This is a genomic window from Acidipropionibacterium thoenii DSM 20276, assembly GCF_000423445.1.
GTDB classification, from domain to species: domain Bacteria; phylum Actinomycetota; class Actinomycetes; order Propionibacteriales; family Propionibacteriaceae; genus Acidipropionibacterium; species Acidipropionibacterium thoenii.
Map to the genome: position 1 here is coordinate 1 of NZ_AUHZ01000012.1, position 22,262 is coordinate 22,262.

Below are 22,262 nucleotides of genomic sequence, written 5' to 3' on the forward strand. Positions count from 1 at the left end.
AGGGCCAGATCACACAGGATCTTGCCCGGGTCATGGACGGTCAACGGTGTGGCCCACCGGGCCAGGGCCCTGCTCAGTTCCCGGTCCAACCCGGAGGCGCGGATCGTCTCGACCAGCAGCACCCCACCGGCCTGACCCGCTGCGGCCACGGGCGCGGCATCGACATGAACACGCGGATACGACCCGGTAGCCTTCACCTTGGGAGTGCTCCTCGACCTTGACGGATTCGGACTCTAGACAAGCCCTATCCTGCCAAGTCAGGAGCACTTTCGCCTACCCGGCGACCACACCTCCGGCACTCACCGATGAAACGCCGAGGCTAACAGGATCAGCAGGCACAGCAAGACACGAGACTGGAGGTCACGTAGAGGTCACAGATCTGGGTGATCAGTCGCTCGGCGGCTTGCTCTCGACCCGGGCGAGGATCGTCGCTGCGACGGTGGCTGTGACGGTCCCGATGAGCCCGATCCCGACGAGCATCAGAAGGATTGCGATGAAGCGTCCCTGGAAGGTGACCGGATAGCGGTCTCCGTATCCAACGGTGGTGACTGTCTCGCAGGCCCACCAGACGGCGTCGCCGAAGCTGGTGATGTTGGCGCCGTGTGCATCTCGCTCGGCCTGGAGGATGGCCAGCGAGCCCAGCCCGACGGCCGCGGATGCAGCCGACGCACGGTAGACGGCTGTCTTTCCGACCAGGGACGATGTGGCCGACCTGTCGAGGATGCGGAGCAGCGCGACCAGGCGAAGTAGTCGCAGTGGCCTCAGCATGGGTAGCACGACCAGGGCGACGTCGTACCAGTGATGCAGCGCGTAGCTGAGCCTGTGGTCGGCCAGCCACAGCCGGACCGTGAGGTCCACGGCGAACGCGAGCCAGATGGTCCAGGTGGCCACGGACAGCGAGCTTCGCAGGTCAGGGTCCATCCGCGGGTCGAGGATCGGCCATGCATAGGCCACCAGGAAGGCCAGGGCGAGCAACGACAGGGGTACCTCGGACTTCTTCTCCCACACCTCAACCCTCACGGCATGGGAGTATCCCACTGAGATCGTGACGCACCAGGATGGCCGGCCTGGGTCCGGGGACCCAGGCGATGGCGGAATGTGACCTGTTCGGGTGACATCTCACCCCAAAGTGTGCTGACGTCAGGCTGCTTTGCGGTGCACAATGGCCCTACCAGTTGGGGGGTTGGCATGGAGGCCGGGGGAGAGTTGGTCGAGACACTGACGGAGGTCGGTCTCGAGGCGTGCACGGTGCAGGGTGATGGTGGCGTAGCGATGCTGCGAGTCGACGTTGACAGCGATCGATACGCGATGGTTACGGCCCGTGGTTCGCACTACTGGATGGATGTGTACGAGAACGGCAGGCGCACGTCCACCGGGTCGGCGGCGACCGCCGAGGGGCTGGTTGCCATGATCATGAGCATTACGGGCTGAGTATCCGCTTCCGGGGGCAGTGTGATTCCTGTCAATTCCTTAGGTGCATGATGTGGACAAGCGCCGATGTTGGTGCTTCCCCTCGAAGAGAAGGACGATGGACGTGTCCCAGCAGCCCTGGCAGCACTCCCAACAGCCATCAGCACCCAAGTCGCCAAAGCCCCGGAGGTTCGGCCCGGCGGTCTGGGTGGGTCTTGGGATACTTGTCGTATTCGCGTTCATCGGTGTTGCGTCCGGAGGCATCGGCGGGGTGCTAGCGACGGTTGGCCTCTTCGTCGGAGGGACCGCGTTGTGGCATGTCATAGCAGGCCATTCATGGGCGAGCCCACTCATCCCGGTCGGCCGGGGCAAGGCGGCCATCGGGATCCCGGTGGCGTTCGGGGTCATGATGGCAGGCGCAGTTATCTGGCTCTTCATACCTGCGGTGGGTCCAGGGTGAGTCCGCCGCCGACGAGGAGCATGCGTAGCCGGTAGTTCTCTCGGTTCCGGAACCCTCGGGCGATGCGGCGGTGGAGCTCGATGAGCCCGTTGATTGCCTCGGTGCCGCCGTTGCTGGCGCGGTCGGTGTCGAAGTAGGCCAGGAACGCGTCTTTCCACTGTCTCAGGGTTCGGCCGAGGCGGGCGATCTCGGGGATGGGGCAGGACGGGAAGCCGTCGACGACCTGCTCGGCGAGCTGGCGGCCCTTGCTGGGGTCGGGGTGGGCGTAGGCGGCTCGGACGCGTTGGGCGCACTGCCAGGCGACGTGGACGGCGTCGTGGCGTTCATCGGCGGCGATCGCCGCGTCGAGGCGGGCCTGTTGCTTGCCGGTGAGCCGCTCGGCGGCGCAGCGGAGCACGTTCCGGATGCCGTAGAGCGGGTCGCCGGAGCGGCCGCGATGCCCGAGGGTCTCTTGCTGGACGCGGCGGCGGACCTCATCGACCGCGTGCCCGGCCAACGCCACGACGTGGAAGGCATCCAACACGGCGGTGGCATCGGCGAGCTTGTCATCGATCGCGTTCTTGTAGCCGCGGAACGGGTCCAGGGTCGCGACCTCCACATGCGCCTTGAACGCTTTGCCGCGTTGGTCGAGCCACGTCTTGTACACGGTCCCGGAGCGGCCGGGGACCAGGTCGAGCAGCCGGGCGTGGACGCGTCCGTCCTTGTCACGGTTCAGATCGACCATGCCGGTCAGCTCCTTCGGGCCGCGCTTGCGGGGACTCACGTGGTGCCACAGGTGCTCGTCCACCCCGAGGGTGGTCACGCCGGCGAACCGGGCCTCGTCATCGGCAGCGCCGGCAAGGATCGGCCGGATGCTGGTCCACACGGTCCGCCAGGTGGTGGCCAACTGCCGGGCCAGCCCGGCGATCGAGGCATGCTCGCGACGCAGCTGCTCCACCACCCAGCGGCACGCCCTCGTGGTGAGCATCGCCCGCGGCCGGGCGACCTGGTCGTCCTGCTCGGTGAACACCCCCACCGGACACGACGGTTCGACACACTCCCACGTCCGCTTCCGCCACAACACCACCGTCGGCGCCCCGAAGCACGGGGTGTCGACGAGGCGCACCGTCCGCCGACCGTGCGAGGCCGCGATGACCCCGCACGAGCGGCAACCCCTCGCCGTCGGCGGCGACTCGACCGTCACCTGCACCCCTCCCGGGTCGCGTTCCACGCCGACCACATGGAGGCCGGGAAGCCCGACCAGCAGGTCGCAGCGGTCACAGTAGGCGTCGCGGGCAGGGCAGCACGTCGTGCAGGCCGTAGGCTCAGACACAGTCGAGGTCCTCGTGGGCAGGGAGTGTGGTAACTCCTGATCCTGAGGGCCTCGACCCCTACCTCAGCCCACCCGCCTCACCCGGCGTGTCGCACCCACCCCCACCGCAAGTACGAAGAGCCAGTTATCTCGCCCACCCAACCGACCTCGGCACTACCGGCCGCAGACTCAGTGAGCGTCACTCAGGCGCCGAGCATCAGCGCCAGCACCCCGACTCCGACACCAGCGAACAGCCCGACGCCGAGCAGCACGCCAACTCCGTCCAAGGCATCGACGCCGTCAGCAACTCTGCCCCCGAGCACTGTCGGAACGATCGCAGCCTCCACGCCCAGGCCCACGGCACCAGCGCCCGCTCTCAGAGCTGTAGCTCCCACGACCAAAGCCACGGCAAGGAACGCAACTCCCACTCGCAAGACAACCGCCACACGAGTCGCACCGACCCACAAGGTCACGTCCAAGAGGGCCGCGGCCGTTCCAAGGGCCACGGTCAAGAAGACAACGCCCACCCATAAGGCCACGACGAAGAAGGCTGCCCCGACGCACAAGGCCACGAAGGCCCAGTCGCAGGGGACCGTGCACGGCGGATCCTTCTGCTCGTCGCAAGGAGCCACCGGGGTGACCTCGGCCGGGACCACCCTGACATGCAAGGTGGCCAAGGATGGCAGGCTGAGGTGGAGGAAGTGACGTCCCTGGGTCGATCGGCACCTCTGCTTCATAGGCGGATCTGGTGGTCTCCGATGGGACCGGAGGACACCACAGGATCCGGACTGCGGGAGGTTGGTAGCTGGAGTCGTGCCCGGCCCCGCAGCCGAGTGCAAGGATGGAGCCATGATCCTGGCTGACCCGCCTCGCGCCGGTGAACTCCTCATCGCGACCTCGGCTGTCACCAGTGGTCTCTTCGCCCGTGCCGTCATCTATCTCCTGGACGCCGACGAGCAGGGCAGTCTGGGGGTCATCCTCAACACCCCGGCGCCGATGGAGCTGGCCGATGTGCTGCCCGACTGGGTGCATCTCACCGCGCCCCCGCAGACCCTCTTCCAGGGAGGCCCGGTCTCTCCCAACGGAGCGGTCTGCCTGGCCCGCCTGCACCACCCCTCCGAGGAGCCGCCGGGCTGGCGCAGGGTGGCCGGCCCGGTGGGGCTGCTGCATCTGGACACCCCGGTGGAACTGGTCGAGGGGGCCTACTCCGACCTACGGATCTTCGCCGGATACTCGGGTTGGGAGCCGGGCCAGCTCGAGGGCGAGATCGTGCGGGGCGACTGGGTTCGGGCCCGCGCCCACGAGGAGGATCTGTTCGGCTCCGACCCCCAGACCCTGTGGCCCAGGGTGCTGCGCCGCCAGAACGGCCAGACCGCCATGATGGCCACGATGCCCGGTCAGCACGCCGAGCATGCCAATTGATCCCCCGACCACTGGGACCGCGGGGCTAGCATGTATGGAGATCCCGGCTGGGGGCATCGAGAGTCGGTGACAATGGAGGAGGTCGAAGAGTGACCCAGGCCAACGCCGAGTCGTCTGGCCAGCGGATCCTTGTGGTCGACGATGACCCTGCCCTGGCCGAAATGCTCCAGCTCGTCCTGCACAAGGAGAGATTCGTCACCGACTGGTGCTCCAGCGGATCCAGGGCCCTCGATGTCTTCGACAGGTTCAAGCCCGACCTCATCCTGCTGGACCTGATGCTTCCCGGACGCAACGGGGTCGACGTCTGCCGTGAGGTCCGCAGGGTCTCCGGGGTGCCGATCATCATGCTCACCGCCCGTTCCGACACCCACGACGTGGTCACGGGCCTGGAGGCCGGCGCCGACGACTACGTCTCCAAGCCTTTCAAGTCCAAGGAACTGGTGGCGCGGATCCGGACCCGGCTCAGGCAGCCTCTGGAGGCCGCCGATGCCGATCTGATGTCGATCGGCGAGGTCGAGATCGATGTGCGGGCCCACCAGGTGCGTCGGGCCGGCCAGGAGATCGCCCTCACCCCCCTGGAGTTCGACCTGTTGGTCGCCCTGGCACGGCGTCCCCACGATGTGTTCAGCCGCGACTCCCTCCTGGAGGAGGTGTGGGGCTACCGGCATGCTGCCGACACCCGCCTGGTCAACGTCCACGTCCAGCGGCTGCGTTCCAAGATCGAGCGTGACCCGGAGCACCCGAGCATCGTGGTCACGGTGCGCGGAGTCGGCTATCGGGCCGGCATCGGCGACAAGGAGGAGAGCTGACCAGCCGGCGCCCCGGCTCCCGGCACTCCGCTGCGCCAGGCCGCGCGGACCGGCTGCTGAGGGCTCCGAGCCGGCTGTGGTGGTCCTCCCTGGGGCTGCGGGTGGTCACCATCGCACTGACCGCGACCCTCGTCATTCTGCTGGTCTTCGGCTACCTCCTGGTGCACCAGATCGCCGACGGAATCCTGGAGTCCAAGCGCAGCGCCTCGGTCTCGGAGGCCACCACCTCGTTGACCCGCTTGCAGCAGCAGCTGCGCAGCACGGATCTGCGCGCCGGCTCCCTCTATGAGCGGCTCAACCAACTGGCTGACGACGCCGCCAGGCAGTCGGGCCAGTACCAGGTCATCATCGAGAGCCCGGTCTCCGGTCTGGTCTCCGGCGGCATCTCGGTGGAATCTGTGCCCCCCGAACTGGCTGCGAAGGTCGCCGCAGGGGAGGGCATCTGGACCCAGCCGACGACGGTTCTCTACGCGGATCCCGATCGCCCGCACACCCCGGGGATCGCGGTCGGATCGACACTGTGGGCGCCCGGCCAGAACCGTGGCTTCCCCATCTACTTCATCTTCCCGGAGTCCGACGAGGCAGCGACCCTGGCGATGGTGCAGCGGGTCGTCATCTCGCTCGGTGGCCTGATCCTGCTGGCGATGGGGCTGGCGATCTTCCTGTCGACCCGCCAGATGTCCCGGCCGATCCGGCGGGCCAGCATCGCCGCCTCCCGGCTGGCCGGCGGGCACCTCGACGAACGGATGCCGGTGCGCGGCACCGACGACCTGGCACGGCTGGCGACCTCGATGAACGGGATGGCGGCAGAACTGCAGAGGCAGATCAACGAGCTGGAGAATCTGTCGAGTCTGCAGCAGCAGTTCGTCTCCGATGTCTCCCACGAACTGCGCACCCCCCTCACCACGGTGCGGATGGCCGCCGACCTGCTCATCGACTCCCGCGATGACTCCGATCCGGACATGGTGCGCGCCGCCGAGCTGCTCCACGACGAACTGGGACGCTTCGAGACGCTGCTGTCGGACCTGTTGGAGATCTCCCGATTCGACGCCGGGGCGGCGGTGCTGGCACTGGACCCCTGCGACGTGTCGGCCCTGGTGGCCGACGAGGCCGAGGCCGCCCGACCCCTGGCCAACAGCCTCGAGACGCCATTGGTGGTCCGAGCCGAGACGGAGGCGATCGCCGATGTGGACGCCCGCAGGATCCGGCGGATCATCCGCAACCTAATCGCCAATGCACTGGAGCACGGCGAGTCCAGGCCAGTGGAGGTCACCGTGGCCGCCAATGACGAGGCGGTCGCCGTGACGGTGCGAGACCACGGGATCGGTTTCGAGCCATCTCAGGCCGAGATGGTCTTCGTGCGGTTCTGGCGTGCCGATCCCTCACGGGTCCGAAGCGTCGGCGGCACCGGACTGGGGCTGGCGATCTCGCTGGAGGATGCCCACCTGCACCATGGTTGGCTGGAGGCCTGGGGACGGCCAGGACGCGGTGCCCAGTTCCGGCTCACCCTGCCGCGCCGGGCGGATCAGCCGCTCAGCCATTCCCCACTTCCCGGCTCGCCCGATGAGTCCGGCGTCGAGGTCACCACCTCCACCGGGGCCCGCAGGCTGCCGATCGTCGCCGCTGCGACCAGCCGGGAGAGCAGATGATGAACCGCGAGCCCGCGATGGACATCAACCACCATGCGATGACGAGACGCCGGTTCCTCGGCCTCTCCGGTCTGACGGTGCTGGCCGGCTGCGCCCGGGTCCCGACCACCGGACCGGTGACGCAGGTCTCGGCCAGCGGCGACACCGGAGGGCGGCAGGGCATCGCGGTGGACCCTCAACCACCGCCCCGGGGGGCCTCGCCGGATCTGGTGGTGGCCGGGTTCCTGCAGTCGATGACCAGCCCCCAGGACGGATACCGGATCGCGCGGGAGTACCTCACCACTGATGCCGCCCGCACCTGGGACCCGGACTCGGGGGCTGTCATCTATGACGCCAGCACCGCCAGCCCGGTGGTCACCGGCACCTCGGCGGGACTGAAGGCACCCCTCATCGCGACCCTCGACCCTGCTGGGCTCTATCAGCCGGTGGCCGGTGCGAACCTCAGCCTCGACTTCGGCCTGACCAGGGAGGACGGCGAGCTGCGGATCTCCACGCCGCCCTCGGGCCTGGTGCTGTCGCAGTTCTCCTTCGAGAGAGCCTTCCACAGCGTGGCGCTGTACTTCACCAGCCTCACCCGCAGTTATCTGGTGCCGGAGTTGGTGCACCTGCCGGCCGAGGCCTCGACCCCCACAACGGCGGTCAACGGCCTGCTCACCGGTCCCTCGCAGTGGCTGTCGGGGGCGGCGACCAACGTCTTCCCGACCGGCACGAAGCTGTCATCCGACGCCGTCCCGGTCGACTCCTCGGGGGTCGCCGTGGTGCCGCTGAGCCGGGAGGTCACCCGGCTCACCGACGCCCAGCGTCGCCAGATCGCCGGGCAGGTCACCTGGTCGCTGTCCACCTTCCCGGAGGTGTCCAGGGTGCGGTTCACGGTGGGGGGCACCGATGTGATGATTCCAGGGGCCGCCGAGGACGACACCGTCTCCACCGGGCTGTTCACCTCGATGTCCCCGCTGCTGTCGGCGGACCTTCCCAACATGATGGTGCTCAAGGAGGGTCGCCTCGGCCAGGTCGCCGACCAGAGCGGCGTCTTCAGCCCGTTGGCCGGGCTGCTGGGTTCTGGTACTGCGTCAACCGCCCCGGCTGGAATCGCAGTGGACCGCTCCGGAGCCTTCTGGGCGCTGGTCGACAAGCCCCGCAGGACCCTGCTGAGATGGCAGCAGGGGGCTCGCACCGCCACGCCGCTGGCCACCGGGGTCGGACTGCTGCGCCCTCAGGTGTGCACCGACGGCAGCTGCTGGACGATCTCCGTGCAGGCGAACTCCTCGCGATTCATCGTGGTGGGCCAGTCGGGGCAGCGGATCGAGGTCCGCGCCGATGAACTGGCCACCCGGCGGGTACTGGCATTCTCCGTCTCGCCGGACATGGCCCGGATCGCTCTGGTGGTGGCCGAGAATTCGGCCCGCCGGCTGGCGATGCTGCGAATCCGCCCGGTCACCGATCAGAGTACCGGGGTGATCGCCGACGGGCTGACCGAGCTGCGCCTGGACACCACGGATACCAACATGGCTCTGCTGGACGACGTGGGATGGATCTCTGCCACCGATCTCATGGTGGTGGCCAGGGCCACCACCGATTCTCCCGGAGCCCCCTTCCAGATCGCCGTCGACGGATCCGGGGGGATCGCCGTGGGTCCGCTGAGTGGAGTGGACGTGGTGGCTGTGAGCACCCTCCCGCGCGCCGACGGGATCAACGCGCTGGCCCTGACCGGGGCCGGGCAGGTGCTGCGTTACGAGGACCGATACCGGTGGCGCACCATCGCCACCGGGGCCACCGCGATGGGGATCTGCGTCTAGGCCCCGATGCCAGGCCCGTCGCCCGGCCGGTCACTATCATGAGCCCATGCTGGACCCGCTGGCCGATCTGCTGCTGGGCGCCTGTTGCCCAGGGTGCGGGCGACCCGGCAGTGGAGTGTGCGCCGACTGCCTGGCGGCGGTCCGACCGGCTCCCCGGATCATCGTCGACGGCCCACCGCCGGTGCTGGCATGCCTGCCGTACCGGGCCCCGCTGCCGGCCCTGGTGACCGCTCACAAGGACCGGGCCGCCAGCTGGCTGTGCGACCAGCTGGGAGCCTGGCTGGCGGTGGGCCTGGAGCCGGTGCTGCAGGCTGCCGGAGGAACGGTCGTCCTGGTGCCGATGCCCTCGGACCGGGCAGCAGTCAGGCGCAGGGGTGCCGATCACTGCGCCGATCTGGCGCGCTCGGCCTCTCGAGGATGCCATCTGGAGCCCACCGGCGTCCGGCAGCTTCTCAGGCGCACCCGCCGGGTGCGCGACCAGCTCCAGCTCAGCCACGAGCAGCGTGAGGCCAACCAGGCCGGCTCGATGGCAGCCCAGCCGGTGCCGGCCGACCAGCGGCACCATCCGGTGGTGCTGATCGACGACATCCGGACCACCGGAGCCAGCCTGGCCGAAGGGGTCCGGGCACTCCAGCGGGCCGGCCACCAGGTGCTGTGCTGCCTGGTGCTGGCCGACGCCGAGCATCCGGCCAGATGGGCCTGACGCCGGGTCGCTCCCCGGCCCCGGAGCGGCAGGTCCGAATGGCGATGATGAGGCGAATCAGTGCCCTGGACGCTCCCGGTCGGGCCTGCAATCCGGTAGCGTTGCGGTATGGCACGACGACGGTGGTCCTCAGCTTGTGAAGCCGGGACGCCGTGTGATCGTGCCACTCGTATATCCGCCGGAACCCCATCCGGCACACACCACAGGAGGTCGACATGGACGTCATCGTTTCTGGCCGGCACTGCAAGATCAGTGACGACATCAGGAGCCAGGTCGAGGATCGAATCTCCAGCGTCGAGAAACTGAGAGACAGGGTCCAACGGGTGGAGGTCGTCTTCACCGTCCAGGACACCAAGGGCGCCAAGGACCAGGCCACCACCTGCGAGCTCACACTGCGCTCGCGGGGCCCGGTGGTCCGCTCGGTGGGCCAGGCGGCCGACAAGATGGTCGCCTTCGACAAGGCCTCTGAACGGATGCGCAGCCAGCTGGCCAAGGCGGCCGACCGGCGTCGCAGTCGCCGCGGCCTGAGGATGTCCCAGGTGCTCGACGTGCCTGCCGGCGAGATCACCGATGATGCCCGCGACATCATCGCCACCAAGAAGCTCGCAGGCGACGTCGAGGTCACCGGCGACGGCCCGCTGTACGTCAAGGAGAAGGTCTTCCCCGGCTCCCCGCTCACCCTGGCCCAGGCCCTCGACGAGATGGAGCTGGTCGGCCACGACTTCTTCCTCTACGTCGACGCCGAGACCCAGGCCCCCAGCGTGGTCTACCGACGCCGCAAGGGTTACAACTTCGGAGTCATCCACCTCGATCTGGAGAAGGTTCACTGAGTCCGCGCTCACTGACCGGCCGCCAGGCGGCCAGGCTCGCCCTGGCCGCCCAGGGGTTCGGCAGGCCGCACCCGGCCCGGGTCGACATGGCGGCGGTGCGGAAGGTCGTGGCGCGGCTGGGCCTGTTCCAGGTGGACTCGGTCAACGTCTTCGCCCGGGCCCATGAGATGCCGGTGTTCAGCCGGTGCGGACGTTACGACCCGGCCCTGCTGGAGCGGGCCGTGAGGGGCCCGGAGCCGATCCTTCATGAGACCTGGGCACACGTCGCCAGTCTGGTCGACGTGTCCCTGGAACCAGCCCTGCGGCACCGTCAGGCCAGCGCCTCCCAGGAGGCGTGGGGCTCGATGCTGCGCATCCAGGCTGAGCGTCCCGAGCTGATCGAGGAGGTCATCTCACGGCTGGACCAGGGCCCTGCCACCGCCCGGCAGATCTCGGCGGGGGAGAGAGGCGACCCTCCCGAGTCCTGGGGGTGGAACTGGTCGGCGACCAAGACAGCCCTGGAATGGGGGTGGCGCAGCGGCAGGGTCGCGGTGGCCGGCCGCACGGCGTCGTTCGAGAAGATCTACGCCCGGCCCGACCGCGTTCTGCCGCCCTCGGTCCGGGCGATGCCGGCGCTGCCGGGACCCGAGGCCCACCGGGTCCTGGCCGATCGTGCCAGCCGGGCCCTCGGCGTGTTCACCATCTCCGATCTGGTCGACTACTTCCGCACCCGCCGAGGGCCCACCGAACAGGCACTGTCGGAGCTGGTGGCCGACGGTCTGGTGATACCGGCGACGGTGGCCGGGCAACCGGGATGGTGGATGAGAGCCGGGGCAGTGGTACCCCGCAGGATGGCCGGCGCCGCCCTGATCTCACCTTTCGACCCGTTGATCTTCCACCGCCCCCGCGGCCTTCGGCTGTTCGGCCTGGACTATCGGATCGAGATCTACACGCCTGCCAGCAAGCGGGTCCATGGCTACTACTGCCTGCCCTTCCTGCTGGGCCAGGATCTGGTCGCCAGGGTGGATCTGACCGCCAGACGGGCCGCCGGTCGCCTGGAGGTCGCTGCTGCCTGGCGCGAGCCCGGTGCCGAGGCCGGTCCCGACTTCCCGGGCTGGCCGCAGGTCGCAGGAGCCCTGGCCGAGCAGCTGGAGGAGGCCGCGCTCTGGCGCGGGCTGAACCTGGTCGCGGTGGTCGGTGGTGGAGATCTCGCCGCCGAGCTGTCGCGCGCGCTGGGCTGATCGGATCCGGGGCTGATCGGGTCCATCGGCTGGTCCAGCTGGGTTGTGGGGTCGGCTGCGCTTAGGATGGAGGGCGGTCCGCAGCCTGCCATCGGGGCACGGGCCAGGTCGTCGGCGTCCGCGGCGCGAACGACTGATTCATCCTTGGAGGAGGACCATCCCTGTGAACCCACTGGATCGCATGTTGCATGCCGGCGAAGGCAAGGTGATCCGCCAGCTCAACCGGATCGTCACCCAGGTCAACAGCATCGAGGAGGACTACTCCGACATGTCCGACGAGGAACTGGCGGCTCAGACCACCGACCTCAAGCAGCGTCTCGACAACGGCGAGGACATCGACAAGCTGTTACCGGAGGCCTTCGCCACGGTTCGGGAGGCGGGCCAGCGGGTGCTCGGCAAGCGCCTCTTCGACGTGCAGATCATGGGCGGTGCAGCACTCCATCAGTGCAACATCGCCGAGATGAAGACCGGTGAGGGCAAGACCATGGTCGGTCTGCTGCCGGCCTACCTCAATGCGTTGAGCGGCAAGGGTGTCCACGTCGTCACCGTCAACGACTACCTGGCTCGGATCCAGTCCGAGCAGATGGGCCGGGTGCACCGCTTCCTCGGCCTGGAGACCTCGGCGATCCTCACCGAGATGACTCCCGCTGAGCGCAAGGTCGCCTACCAGGCCGACATCACCTACGGCACCAACAACGAGTTCGGTTTCGACTACCTGCGTGACAACATGGCCAGCTCGTTGGACGACTGTGTCCAGCGCGGTCATCACTTCGCGATCGTCGACGAGGTCGACTCGATCCTCATCGACGAGGCCCGTACCCCGCTGATCATCTCCGGTCCTGCCGAGGAGAACAAGCAGTGGTACCCGGAGTTCGCCCGCATCGTCACCAAGCTGACCCGCGATCGCGACTATGAGGTCGACGAGAAGAAGCGCACCATCTCGGTGCTGGGGCCCGGCATCGAGAAGGTCGAGAAGAGACTCGGCATCGACAACCTCTATGAGTCCGAGAACACCCCGCTGATCGGCTACCTCAACAACGCCGTCAAGGCCAAGGAGCTGTTCCATCTCGACAAGGATTACGTCATCTCCAAGGGAGAGATCCTCATCGTCGATGAGCACACCGGCCGAACTCTGGCAGGACGCCGGTACAACGAGGGCCTGCACCAGGCACTGGAGGCCAAGGAACACGTCGAGATCAAGGACGAGTACCAGACACTGGCCACCATCACCCTGCAGAACTACTTCAGGATGTACGACAAGCTGGCCGGCATGACGGGTACCGCCAAGACCGAGGAGTCGGAGTTCCAGAAGATCTACGGCCTGGGGGTCATCCCGATACCGACCAACAAGCCGATGGTCCGCATCGACCAGAAGGATCTCATCTATCGCACCGAGGAGGCCAAGTTCGAGGCCGTCATCGCCGACGTCGTCGAACGCCACGAGGAGGGCCAGCCGATCCTGATCGGCACCGCCTCGGTGGCCAAGTCGGAGCTGTTGAGCTCCAAGCTGAAGAAGGCCGGCGTCCCGCACAAGGTCCTCAACGCCAAGCACCACGAGTCTGAGGCGGCGATCGTCGCACTGGCCGGACGCAAGGGCGCGGTGACCGTCTCGACCAATATGGCCGGCCGTGGCACCGACATCATGCTGGGTGGCAATCCGGAGTTCCTCACCGAGATCGATCTGCGCGACAAGGGGCTGGATCCGGTCAAGGACGAGGAGGCCTACCGACTGGCCTGGAAGAACACCCTCGACAAGTTCGAGAAGCAGTCCGAGGCCGAGCACAAGGAGGTCATGGAGCTGGGCGGGCTGTACGTGGTCGGCTCCGAGCGCCACGAGTCGCGGCGTATCGACAACCAGCTGCGTGGCCGTTCCGGACGTCAGGGTGATCCGGGGGAGTCGCGGTTCTACCTGTCCCTGCAGGATGAACTGATGAGGTTGTTCAAGCCTGAGGTGATCGAGAGGGCGATGGTCACCCTCAAGATGCCCGAGGACGTCCCGATCGAGTCGAAGTGGGTCTCCCGCCAGATCGAGAGTGCCCAGAAGCAGGTCGAGGCCCAGAACTTCGAGATGCGTAAGAACGTCCTGAAGTACGACGATGTGATGAACCGCCAGCGTCACGCCATCTACGCCGACCGGCGCAAGGTGCTGGAGGGGGCCGACGTCCAGCACGAGCTGCGCGCCACCACCGACCGGGTGGTGGAGACCGGGGTGCGCAAGCTCACCGAGGGCTACTCCGAGGACTGGGATCTCGACAACGTGTGGACCGAGATGGCCACCATCTACCCGGTGTCCCTCGACAAGCAGGAGTTCCTCGACTGCGAGGACCAGGACGAACTGGTGGAGGCCTTCGTGGCCGATGCCGAGTCGGCCTACGATGCCCGGGAGGAGGCGCTGGGCACCGAGACGATGCGCGAGCTCGAGCGTCAGGTGCTGTTGACCGTGCTGGACCGCAAGTGGCGCGAGCACCTCTACGAGATGGACTATCTGCGAGAGGGAATCGGGCTGCGTGCGATGGCCCAGCGCGACCCGCTGGTGGAGTATCAGCGCGAGGGCGGCCAGATGTTCAACCAGATGATGGACGCCTTCAAGGCCGAGGTTGTCGGGTTCCTGTTCAACCTGGATGTCCAGACCACCGAGCCCAGCAAGGTCGGCGTGGTGCGCGGGTCCAACGGGTCCGCGATCACCGCCGACGCGATGGTCGGTGCCGGGGCGGTCGGGAGTGCTGGACGCCGCGCCGCTCTGGACCATGAACCGGTGGCCTACAGCGCTGCCGACGAGGAGGTCACCGAGCTCACCGGTGACGGCCCGGAACCTGCCGCCGATGCGGACAACGAGAGCGGTTCCGGGTTCCGCAATGTCGGGCCGAACCAGAAGTGCCCATGCGGCTCCGGAAAGAAGTACAAGCACTGTCACGGCAAGAACTGATTCCGGGCTGCTGCCCTCAGGGCCTGACGCCGACCAGATCGGCGAGCCCACGGGTGACCAGCAGCCGTGCGTCATCGACGAGCCATCGTTGGTTGCGCCGGCGCAGGCACAGCGCCATCGCCAGTTGGCGGTCGGCCAGCTGCACCATCACCACGGAGTCCACCCGTTCGGCAGCCAGCCGCGTCTGGGGGACGCCGGTCACCTGCGCCCGCCGCCAGCCGGGTCCGCGGGGCCAGCACCGCACCTTCGCCAGAGCGTCATCGCTGCACATCTCGCGCAGCTGAGTCATCGGGCGCCTGCCCGAGAGACACTCCAGGAAGAGTCCGGCCACTGCGGTGGCAGCGGCCTCGGCACTGCCCAACGGCCGGGGACTGACGCCGGTCAGGCGGCCGTCGTGACCAATCGGGTCGTCGGTGGGGTCGCTGTCCGAGGGGTCTGAGGGATCGCCGAGGTCAATGGGCAGCGGCTGCTGGCCGGCCGATGGGACCAGCTCTTGGACGGGCCCGGCGGGAAGCCAGTCGGCAACCTGCTCGAGTACGACTCCTCCGACGGCCACCAGTACGCGCCCAACCGGCTCGGGGTCGGGAATGAGAGGGTTCATCGCCACAGTGCAGCTGAATTCTGCTGCGATTTCCAGCAACCGGACTCCGGCCTGTGGACAACTCGCCGTGACCCGGGGCCCATCCCATCGTTCAGAATGCGGACAGAATCAGTCCGGGAGTCGGGATGGCAGGGATCGCGGGCTACCGTGGACGGGATCGAAGTTCCGGGAGGTTCCAGATATGACCGATTCCACCGCTGCTCGCAGCAGCCAGCTACTCGTCTTCCTGCCGACTGATGCGCGAGGAGCTCGCCGGCTGAGGGCCGAGGGAGGTAGCGGGCTCCAGGCCTTCACGGTCACCCCTCAGCTGCGCTCGGTCCTCGACCTGTCGGCAGGCGATGAGGAGCAGGCCGAGCGTGCGGCGATGGTGATCGGTTCGGTGTGGGGCCTCGCCCGGTTCGGGAGGCGTCTGGTGCTGGTCGCCGAGGTGCCCGCCAGCGTGGTGGGTGCCAATGACGAGGTCGACAACGGCGGCGTCACGCTGGCCCGGCTGGAGCCCTCGTGGATCACCGCATGGTTTGCCGATGATGACGACGAGGTGGCTGCCGAGGCGGCCGGCGCGGTCGCCGGCATGGTGATCGACGATGCCTGGAACGACGTCACCGTGCAGAGTCTGCTGGCCCAGCACGAGCTGTCCTGGCATGACATCACCGAGGAGTTGCCGGCCGCTGACAGCGATCCGCGCGCGACGGTGTGAGCGGCCGGGGGCCCCGGGTCAGGCCGAGTGGGCGGCCAGGTAGTCGTTGCCGGCCGCCTGCTGCACCTCGAGGGCCTGTGTGATGTGAGGTCCGGCGGCCTTCTCGAGTTTGCGCCCGATGATCGGGATCGACATCGTGAACTCACCGATGTACGTGACGATGCTTCCAGGACCGCCCACTGCCAGGTCGGCATGGCCGATGGCCTTGGCGGGCATCCCGTTCGGCGTGATGGTCAGGGTTCCCTTGCGCGAGCCGTCGGCAGCGGCGGGTTCCCAGCGCAACGACTGGCGGGCCGCCATCGTCTCCCCGACGAGCTTCTTGACCTGGTCCGGGGCCGGCAGTGCCAGATCCATGCTGATGCCATCGGGCTCGGTGGTGATGTTGCTGGCGGTCGCGCCGATCCTGCGGTAGACGTCCTGCCACCACTGCGGATCGAGCATCATTGCGGCGACGGTCTGTGGGTCAGCGGCGAACTGGGCCGTGGAATTGATCTCCATGGCTCCCCAGTCTGGCACGAGAAGGGGACCACCCGGCACCAGCGGGCGAGAGGATGCGTAGGCTGACAGCTGTGGCTCGCCATGGCGGCGGCCATCGGCAGCGCCGCCGGAGCGGCCACATCTGGTGAGGGAGGACCGTCATGCGCATCGATCTGCACACCCATTCCGCCGTCTCGGACGGCACCGACTCGCCGACCCGATTGGTGATGAAGGCCGCATCCGCCGGCCTGGCAGTGGTCGGCCTGACCGACCATGACACCTTCGACGGGCTGGCAGAGGCCCAGGCCGCGGGCGCCAGGTTCGGCGTCAGAGTACTTCCCGGGGTGGAGATCTCCTGCAACCAGGACGGTCACGAGGTGCACCTGCTGGGATATGGATGTCGGACCGACGCCCCCGACCTGCTCGCCGAACTGGCCCGGCTGCGCAACTCCCGCAGCGGCCGGCTACTGAGAATGGTGCAGGCTCTCAACAAGGCCGGAATCGACATCACGACCGACGATGTCCACGCGGTGGCCTCCTCGGCATCGAGTCTGGGGCGCCCCCACGTGGCCGATGCAATGATCGCCGAGGGCTATGTGGCCGACCGCGACGAGGCCTTCCGTGACTGGCTGGACGTCGGACGTCCCGGATTCGTGCGTCGCTACTCCTGCGATCTGGCAACAGGAGTGGACCTGATCCACCGGTCCGGTGGCGCCGCCGTGCTGGCCCACCCCTGGGCCAGGGGAGCCGATGCCGTCCTCACCCCCGAGCGGATCGCCGCGCTGGTCCGTGACCACCAGCTGGATGGTCTGGAGGTCGACCACCAGGATCACACAGCCGCCCAGCGTGCCATGTTGTTCGACCTGGGTGGCCGGCTGGGTCTGGTGCGCACCGGTTCCAGCGACTACCACGGCACCGGCAAGACGAACCATGAGCTGGGCTGCAACACCACCCGTGAGACCGCACACCGCGAGCTGTGCACCCGCATCCAACTGCGTGGCGGAGCCCTTCGTCGGTGAGCGGGGTGTGCGGACCCCTTGATCCGGGCCCGATGTCGTGCTGGCGGTCCCGACCGTCTTGGTAGAGTGACGCCCATGGTTCCCGTGCCCGCGCCCCAGCTCTCCTGGTGGCGCCGCTGCACGCGGCCCTGAGGTTTTCCACCATCATTGACGGCCGCCGGGTGGCGGCCGTTCGCGCGCCCACCCCCGGTGAGCGTGAAAGGACACCATGACCGAGAACTCTGCCGAGCCCGCCTCTCCTGAGTCGGGCGAGGGCTCCAACGAGGCGACACTGGCCCGCTCGCAGGAGCGCAGCGACAAGGTCGAGGCCGATCTGGAGAAGCACCCGGGCAACTGGCGGCTGCTCACCGGCGATCGGCCCACCGGAAAGCTGCACATCGGTCACTACTTCGGCTCGTTGGCCAACCGGGTGAGGTTGCAGGAGATGGGCATCGAGTCCTTCCTGCTGATCGCCGATTACCAGGTGATCTACGACCGGGACGGGGTCGGCGACATCCAGGACAATGTGATGTCGGCAGTGGCCGACTACCTGGCCATCGGCATCGACCCGGCCCGAACCACGATCTTCACCCATTCCGCGCTACCCGGGCTCAACCAGTTGCTGCTGCCCTTCCTCTCCCTGGTGACAGACGCCGAGCTGCGCCGCAACCCCACGGTCAAGGACGAGTTGGCGTCTTCGGATCGGCCGATGTCGGGGCTGATGCTCACCTTCCCGGTCCACCAGGCCGCCGACATCCTGTTCTGCAAGGCCAACCTGGTGCCGGTCGGCCAGGACCAACTGCCCCACATCGAACAGGCCCGGGTGATCGCCAGGCGGTTCGATGAGCGATACGGCCGTGTCGATCCCGAGCACCCGGTCTTCCCCGAGCCCGAGGCGCTGCTGTCGGCCACTCCGCACGTGCTGGGCCTGGACGGCACGAAGATGAGCAAGTCTCGCGGTAACACCATCGAGATCGGGATGAGCGCCGACCAGACCGCCAGGCTCATCAAGAAGGCCAGGACCGACGCCGACCGCCACATCAGCTACGACCCGGTCAACCGGCCCGAGGTCTCCAACCTGGTGCTGCTGACCGCGCTGTGCGAGGGGGCCGATCCGTACCAGGTCGCCTCGGAGATCGGAGACGGCGGATCGGGGACCCTCAAGAAACGGCTCACCGCCTCGATGAATGACTTCTTCGAGCCGATCCGGGCCCGGCGTCAGGAGCTGGTCGCCGACCAGGGCCACCTTCGCCAGGTGCTGCGGAGCGGCAACCAGCGGGCCGGCGAGATCGCCGACCAGACTCTCGACGAGGTGCGTCATGCGATGCGGATGGTCTACTGAGGCAGGTCGCCGCCCGGCGGGGCCTCAGTCCTCGTGGTCGTCTGCCTCGGACCACCACAGATTGTGAGCCTCGCAGGCCGCCTGGGCACGCAGCTTCACCATCAGGGTGCACCAGTTCTGCTCGCCCGCGGCCAACGGCCTCAGTTCGTGGTCACTGAGATTGAGGTAGTCGGCGATCCGACGATGAGGATGACCGGCCTGCCGCAGCGCCTGGATCCGGTTGACGGTCGCAGCGGCCGCGACCATCGTGTGCTCGGCCGACCAGACCGTCTCGGGAGTCAGGCGCAGCAGCCGCTGGGCATCCCGAGTGCGGATCCTGGCACGCGGCCGGCCCGGTGTCACCATGGTGGCCACAGTGGAACTGGGCACTCCTGCCAGGTGGGCCAGCACCCGCCACGGGGTGCCGGTGGCGTCGGCGAGATGACGGACATGACGGCTCAGGTGGGATGCGAACACCCACCCGTGGCCGGCGTCCGACTGGCTGTCGGCGCCTGCATGCGGCGATGAGGCTGGCATGATGATCCCCCAGGGGCCTCGGAGCGATCGCTGGGCACCCCCACGTGCCGGGGTGTCCGTAGAGGATGCCATGCCGATGGTCCGATGGGAAGACCGGATCCGATAAGAATTCGATCTCAGGTCGATCGTGGCGGGCCCGCCACGATCGACCCCGGGAGGGACGGGATCAGTCGGTGCGCGGCCTGCGGGTACGGCGCCGCCTGCGCTGGGAGGCCGTGGTGCCCCGCTGGTCGTCGGCGCCAGCCGTCGCGGCCGGGGCCGGCTCAGGGGCCCGCGCCGGCTCGGAGTGGGTCTTCGGCTCGGAGTGGGTCGTCGACTCGGGGCGGGTCTGCGGCTCGTTCACGGCGGCCTTGACCTGCTCGGGGTGGGAGGCCTGGCCGAGCACCTCGCCGTTGCGGCGACGGGTGCGCTTGCGCTTCTGACGATCGGGGTGGCTCGACTTGTCCGCCTTGTCCTTGGACTTGGCGGCCTTGCGGGCCTCCTTCTTGTCGGTCTCCCTGGAGTCCTTCCTGCCGGAGTGACGGGACCTGGGGTTGTGGTCCTCACCGTGGCCGGGCCGGCCGTGCCGGTCATCGTCACGACGATGGCGGAGCTCATGACTGCCGGGTCCGAAGCCGGGCAGGTAGCCCAGGGTGCCCTCGGGGATGTCCAGGTCGGTGTACAGGTGGGGGGAGGTGGAGAAGGTGACCACCGGATCGTCGAAGCCCAGGTCCAAGGCCTTGTTGATCATCTTCCAGCGGGTCACGTCGGCCCAGTCGACCAGGGTCACCGCGACCCCCTTGGCTCCGGCACGCCCGGTGCGCCCGATGCGGTGAACATAGGTCTTCTCGTCATCGGGGCACTCGTGGTTGATGACATGGGAGACGCCGGTGACGTCGATTCCGCGGGCGGCCACGTCGGTGGCCACCAGGATGTTCGACTCGCCTGCTCGGAACTTCTTGAGGGCCTTCTCGCGGGCCACCTGAGTGAGATCGCCGTGGATCGCGCGGGCCTTGAACCCGCGATCCTCCAGATCATCGGCCAGCCGCTGGCAGGCACGCCTGGTCCGGCAGAAGATCATCACCTTCTCGACGTCCCGGCACTGCAGGATCCGGGCGATGACCTCGATCTTGTCCATCGCGTGGGCCTGGTAGATGAACTGAGTGGTATCAGGGACGGTGGCCTGGGCATCGGCGCCCTCGGCGCGGATGTGCACCGGCTTGTTGAGGTGGGCCCGGGCCAGCGCCATGATGGCCGACGGCATGGTGGCGGAGAAGAGCATCGACTGACGCTTGGCCGGAGTCATCGCCAACAGCCTCTCGACATCGGGCAGGAAGCCCAGGTCGAGCATCTCGTCGGCCTCGTCGAGCACCGTGATGCGGGCGTGGGACAGGTCCAGGTCCTTGCGGTGGGCCAGGTCCAGCAGGCGTCCGGGAGTTCCGACCACGACATCGACGCCCGCCTTGAGAGCATCGATCTGAACGTCGTAACCCACACCGCCGTAGACCGTCAGCACCCGGGCCCCGCGCACGCTGGCAGCGGTCGCGATGTCGCGGGAGACCTGCAGGGCAAGTTCACGGGTGGGGCACATCACCAGCGCCTGAGGCTTGCCTTGAGCGGCGACGTCCTGCCAGCCGTCGTCACCGGGAAGGGTGATCCGCTGGAGGATGGTGACACCGAAAGCCAGCGTCTTGCCGGTACCGGTGCGGGCCTGGCCGATCAGATCGGTGCCGCGGACCGCGATCGGGATGCACATCGCCTGGATCGGGAAGGGGGCGGTGATTCCGACCCCGGCCAGCGCCTGGCAGATGTCCTCGCGGACACCCAGTTCAGCGAAGCTGGTGGGCGCCTCGGCAGTGGTGGACTGCTCGGCGCCGGTGGAAGTGGAGTGCACAGGGGTGGAGATGTCAGCAGACAGGATCGTGGCCTCTTCGTGATAAGGGCCCGTCGAGGCCCGATGTCATGGACTTCGGCCCATCAGGGCTGCGGCTAGGCTGCCCATTCCCAGGCCAGGTGCGGAGCGATATCGACACACCGCAGGCCATTGTACCGCTATCCGCCGATACCCCGTCGAGGTGCGGCCCCGGCCGTCCCGGTCGGGGCCGGATCCGCCAGCGGTGAAGCGATGGTGCGTGTTCGGGCCCGCTGGGCGGTTCCGGGGTCCTAGGCTTGGTGACGTGAACAGCCAATCCACCCCGTCGATTCCCGGCGTCCCGTCCTCGCCGGCGGTGAACACCTTCTGGGCGGTGGTCAGCGCAGCCGCACTGCACAGCATGAGCGCCACCATCGGTGGCATGCCGTTGGCTCCCGATGTGGCTCGCCGGCTGTTGCTGGCCGACCGGTCGGGGGAGTTCTCCGCCATCCTCGACGAGTCCCGCCAGCATCTCGACAGCCTGGCCGAGCTGAGTGAGGTGGAACCTCTCATCGGCAGCATCGGATCCTATGTTCCCAGCAGGTCCTGGCTCCAGGTGCTGCTGCGCGACTATCTCCTGGTGGGCCTGTGCAGCGACTTCATCGCCCAGGTGGAGGGCCATCTCGACGAGCAGCTCACCCCGGCCAGCGGATCCTACGGACCCTGGCTGGGGCTGGGCACCGGAGTTCGGGTCCGATGGGACGAGGAGATGTACACCCAGCTGGCGGCGACCACCGACCTGTCGGCAGACTCCGCCTTCGCCCGGAAGCTGGTGGGAGAGGTGCTCAGCGTCGCCCAGCGGCTGGCCGCTGTTCACCAGGACCTGTGCTCGCTGCTCACCGGTGCCGGCGATGGTGACCTGGACGACCTGTCGGCGATCACCGAGGTGATGGCCGCAGTACTGTCCCTGCACGACGGGCGGGTAGCTGAACTGGGTCTGGAGCCCTGAGAACCCCGCCGGCGCAGACGACGGGGAGAGTCGGCTCAGGCCCTGCCGAAGCCGACCTGTCGCTGATTGGGCTGGCCCAGGTCCAGATAGCCCAGTGAACGGGTGGGCACCAGAACGGTACGCCCCTTGGCGTCGGTGACCTTGAACAGGCCGTCTGACTTCGACAGCGACTCGCGCAGGTCGGCCTCGATGACGTCGGCGTCCTCATCGGACTCGATGGTCACCTCGCGGGGGATGTCGCTGATTCCGATCTTGATCTCCATGAGCCCCAACCT

The 22,262-nt window shown here is 67.9% G+C and carries 21 protein-coding genes and 1 pseudogene; 13 read left to right on the top strand and 9 right to left on the bottom strand.

Annotated features, from left to right (window positions below):
- Both G554_RS0105130 and G554_RS14840 read right to left on the bottom strand, forming a co-directional pair.
- Window positions 1-197: pseudogene (locus tag G554_RS0105130) on the bottom strand (IS1380 family transposase); the annotation flags it as partial.
- 190 nt (window positions 198-387) lie between these two features.
- Window positions 388-1,020 carry a potassium channel family protein gene (locus tag G554_RS14840; protein WP_154654181.1) on the bottom strand — a complete coding sequence of 211 codons (633 nt, stop codon included), beginning with the start codon at window positions 1,018-1,020 and terminating at the stop codon, window positions 388-390.
- A gap of 186 nt (window positions 1,021-1,206) precedes the next feature.
- On the opposite strand from G554_RS14840, the gene G554_RS0105140 reads away from it, so the two are divergent.
- A complete protein-coding gene (locus G554_RS0105140) occupies window positions 1,207-1,431 on the top strand; it encodes a hypothetical protein (protein ID WP_154654182.1) in 225 nt (74 codons plus the stop codon).
- A 413-nt stretch (window positions 1,432-1,844) separates the two neighbouring features.
- Here the strand turns inward: G554_RS0105140 and G554_RS0105150 are convergent, their stop codons facing one another.
- Window positions 1,845-3,182, bottom strand: coding sequence for an ISL3 family transposase (locus G554_RS0105150; RefSeq protein ID WP_211220408.1), 1,338 nt, complete (start codon window positions 3,180-3,182; stop codon window positions 1,845-1,847).
- A gap of 182 nt (window positions 3,183-3,364) precedes the next feature.
- Window positions 3,365-3,838: a hypothetical protein gene (locus G554_RS0105155; RefSeq protein WP_154654183.1), complete on the bottom strand. Its 474-nt coding sequence runs from the start codon at window positions 3,836-3,838 to the stop codon at window positions 3,365-3,367.
- A gap of 172 nt (window positions 3,839-4,010) precedes the next feature.
- On the opposite strand from G554_RS0105155, the gene G554_RS0105160 reads away from it, so the two are divergent.
- The 8 genes from G554_RS0105160 (at window position 4,011) to secA (ending at window position 14,516) form a co-directional block, all read left to right on the top strand.
- The gene (locus G554_RS0105160; RefSeq protein ID WP_027587069.1) at window positions 4,011-4,583 is read left to right on the top strand and encodes a YqgE/AlgH family protein; all 573 of its coding nucleotides are present in this window, start codon (window positions 4,011-4,013) and stop codon (window positions 4,581-4,583) included.
- Between the two features lie 89 nt (window positions 4,584-4,672).
- Window positions 4,673-5,392 (top strand): MtrAB system response regulator MtrA, encoded by a 720-nt coding sequence (mtrA, locus tag G554_RS0105165; protein WP_027587070.1) that lies wholly within the window; start codon window positions 4,673-4,675, stop codon window positions 5,390-5,392.
- Window positions 5,393-5,481: 89 nt separating this feature from the next.
- Window positions 5,482-7,041 carry an MtrAB system histidine kinase MtrB gene (mtrB, locus tag G554_RS14845; protein WP_281167948.1) on the top strand — a complete coding sequence of 520 codons (1,560 nt, stop codon included), beginning with the start codon at window positions 5,482-5,484 and terminating at the stop codon, window positions 7,039-7,041.
- Complete coding sequence (locus G554_RS0105175; protein ID WP_084648329.1) at window positions 7,038-8,837, top strand: LpqB family beta-propeller domain-containing protein; 1,800 nt, start codon at window positions 7,038-7,040, stop codon at window positions 8,835-8,837. Before mtrB ends, G554_RS0105175 begins: the two co-directional genes overlap by 4 nt.
- Window positions 8,838-8,883: 46 nt before the next feature.
- Window positions 8,884-9,540 carry a ComF family protein gene (locus tag G554_RS0105180; protein WP_245569954.1) on the top strand — a complete coding sequence of 219 codons (657 nt, stop codon included), beginning with the start codon at window positions 8,884-8,886 and terminating at the stop codon, window positions 9,538-9,540.
- A 215-nt stretch (window positions 9,541-9,755) separates the two neighbouring features.
- Window positions 9,756-10,370, top strand: a complete 615-nt coding sequence (gene hpf / locus G554_RS0105185) for a ribosome hibernation-promoting factor, HPF/YfiA family (RefSeq protein WP_027587073.1) — start codon at window positions 9,756-9,758, stop codon at window positions 10,368-10,370.
- Window positions 10,371-10,456: 86 nt separating this feature from the next.
- Entirely contained in the window at window positions 10,457-11,590 is a 1,134-nt protein-coding gene (locus G554_RS0105190; RefSeq protein ID WP_084648330.1) for a winged helix-turn-helix domain-containing protein, read from the top strand.
- Window positions 11,591-11,753: 163 nt separating this feature from the next.
- Window positions 11,754-14,516 carry a preprotein translocase subunit SecA gene (gene secA, locus G554_RS14850; protein WP_483756907.1) on the top strand — a complete coding sequence of 921 codons (2,763 nt, stop codon included), beginning with the start codon at window positions 11,754-11,756 and terminating at the stop codon, window positions 14,514-14,516.
- Between the two features lie 16 nt (window positions 14,517-14,532).
- On the opposite strand, the gene G554_RS16685 is transcribed toward secA, so the two are convergent.
- On the bottom strand, window positions 14,533-15,117 hold the full coding sequence (locus G554_RS16685) for an Rv3235 family protein (protein ID WP_051232492.1): 585 nt from the start codon (window positions 15,115-15,117) through the stop codon (window positions 14,533-14,535).
- Between the two features lie 181 nt (window positions 15,118-15,298).
- On the opposite strand from G554_RS16685, the gene G554_RS0105205 reads away from it, so the two are divergent.
- A complete protein-coding gene (locus G554_RS0105205; protein ID WP_027587075.1) occupies window positions 15,299-15,814 on the top strand; it encodes a DUF6912 family protein in 516 nt (171 codons plus the stop codon).
- Window positions 15,815-15,832: 18 nt separating this feature from the next.
- On the opposite strand, the gene G554_RS0105210 is transcribed toward G554_RS0105205, so the two are convergent.
- Window positions 15,833-16,312: a DUF2505 domain-containing protein gene (locus G554_RS0105210; protein ID WP_027587076.1), complete on the bottom strand. Its 480-nt coding sequence runs from the start codon at window positions 16,310-16,312 to the stop codon at window positions 15,833-15,835.
- Between the two features lie 140 nt (window positions 16,313-16,452).
- On the opposite strand from G554_RS0105210, the gene G554_RS0105215 reads away from it, so the two are divergent.
- The gene (locus tag G554_RS0105215) at window positions 16,453-17,310 is read left to right on the top strand and encodes a PHP domain-containing protein (protein ID WP_084648331.1); all 858 of its coding nucleotides are present in this window, start codon (window positions 16,453-16,455) and stop codon (window positions 17,308-17,310) included.
- Window positions 17,311-17,518: 208 nt separating this feature from the next.
- On the top strand, window positions 17,519-18,631 hold the full coding sequence (gene trpS, locus G554_RS0105220) for a tryptophan--tRNA ligase (RefSeq protein WP_027587078.1): 1,113 nt from the start codon (window positions 17,519-17,521) through the stop codon (window positions 18,629-18,631).
- Window positions 18,632-18,655: 24 nt separating this feature from the next.
- Here the strand turns inward: trpS and G554_RS14860 are convergent, their stop codons facing one another.
- Window positions 18,656-19,147, bottom strand: a complete 492-nt coding sequence (locus G554_RS14860) for a hypothetical protein (RefSeq protein ID WP_051232494.1) — start codon at window positions 19,145-19,147, stop codon at window positions 18,656-18,658.
- Between the two features lie 166 nt (window positions 19,148-19,313).
- On the bottom strand, window positions 19,314-20,882 hold the full coding sequence (locus G554_RS14865) for a DEAD/DEAH box helicase (protein ID WP_425393340.1): 1,569 nt from the start codon (window positions 20,880-20,882) through the stop codon (window positions 19,314-19,316).
- Between the two features lie 538 nt (window positions 20,883-21,420).
- Here G554_RS14865 and G554_RS0105235 point away from each other — a divergent pair.
- Window positions 21,421-21,987: a ferritin family protein gene (locus G554_RS0105235; RefSeq protein WP_027587079.1), complete on the top strand. Its 567-nt coding sequence runs from the start codon at window positions 21,421-21,423 to the stop codon at window positions 21,985-21,987.
- A gap of 35 nt (window positions 21,988-22,022) precedes the next feature.
- Here G554_RS0105235 and G554_RS0105240 read toward each other — a convergent pair whose 3' ends face one another.
- On the bottom strand, window positions 22,023-22,250 hold the full coding sequence (locus G554_RS0105240; protein ID WP_027587080.1) for a DUF3107 domain-containing protein: 228 nt from the start codon (window positions 22,248-22,250) through the stop codon (window positions 22,023-22,025).
- Window positions 22,251-22,262: the final 12 nt, after the last annotated feature.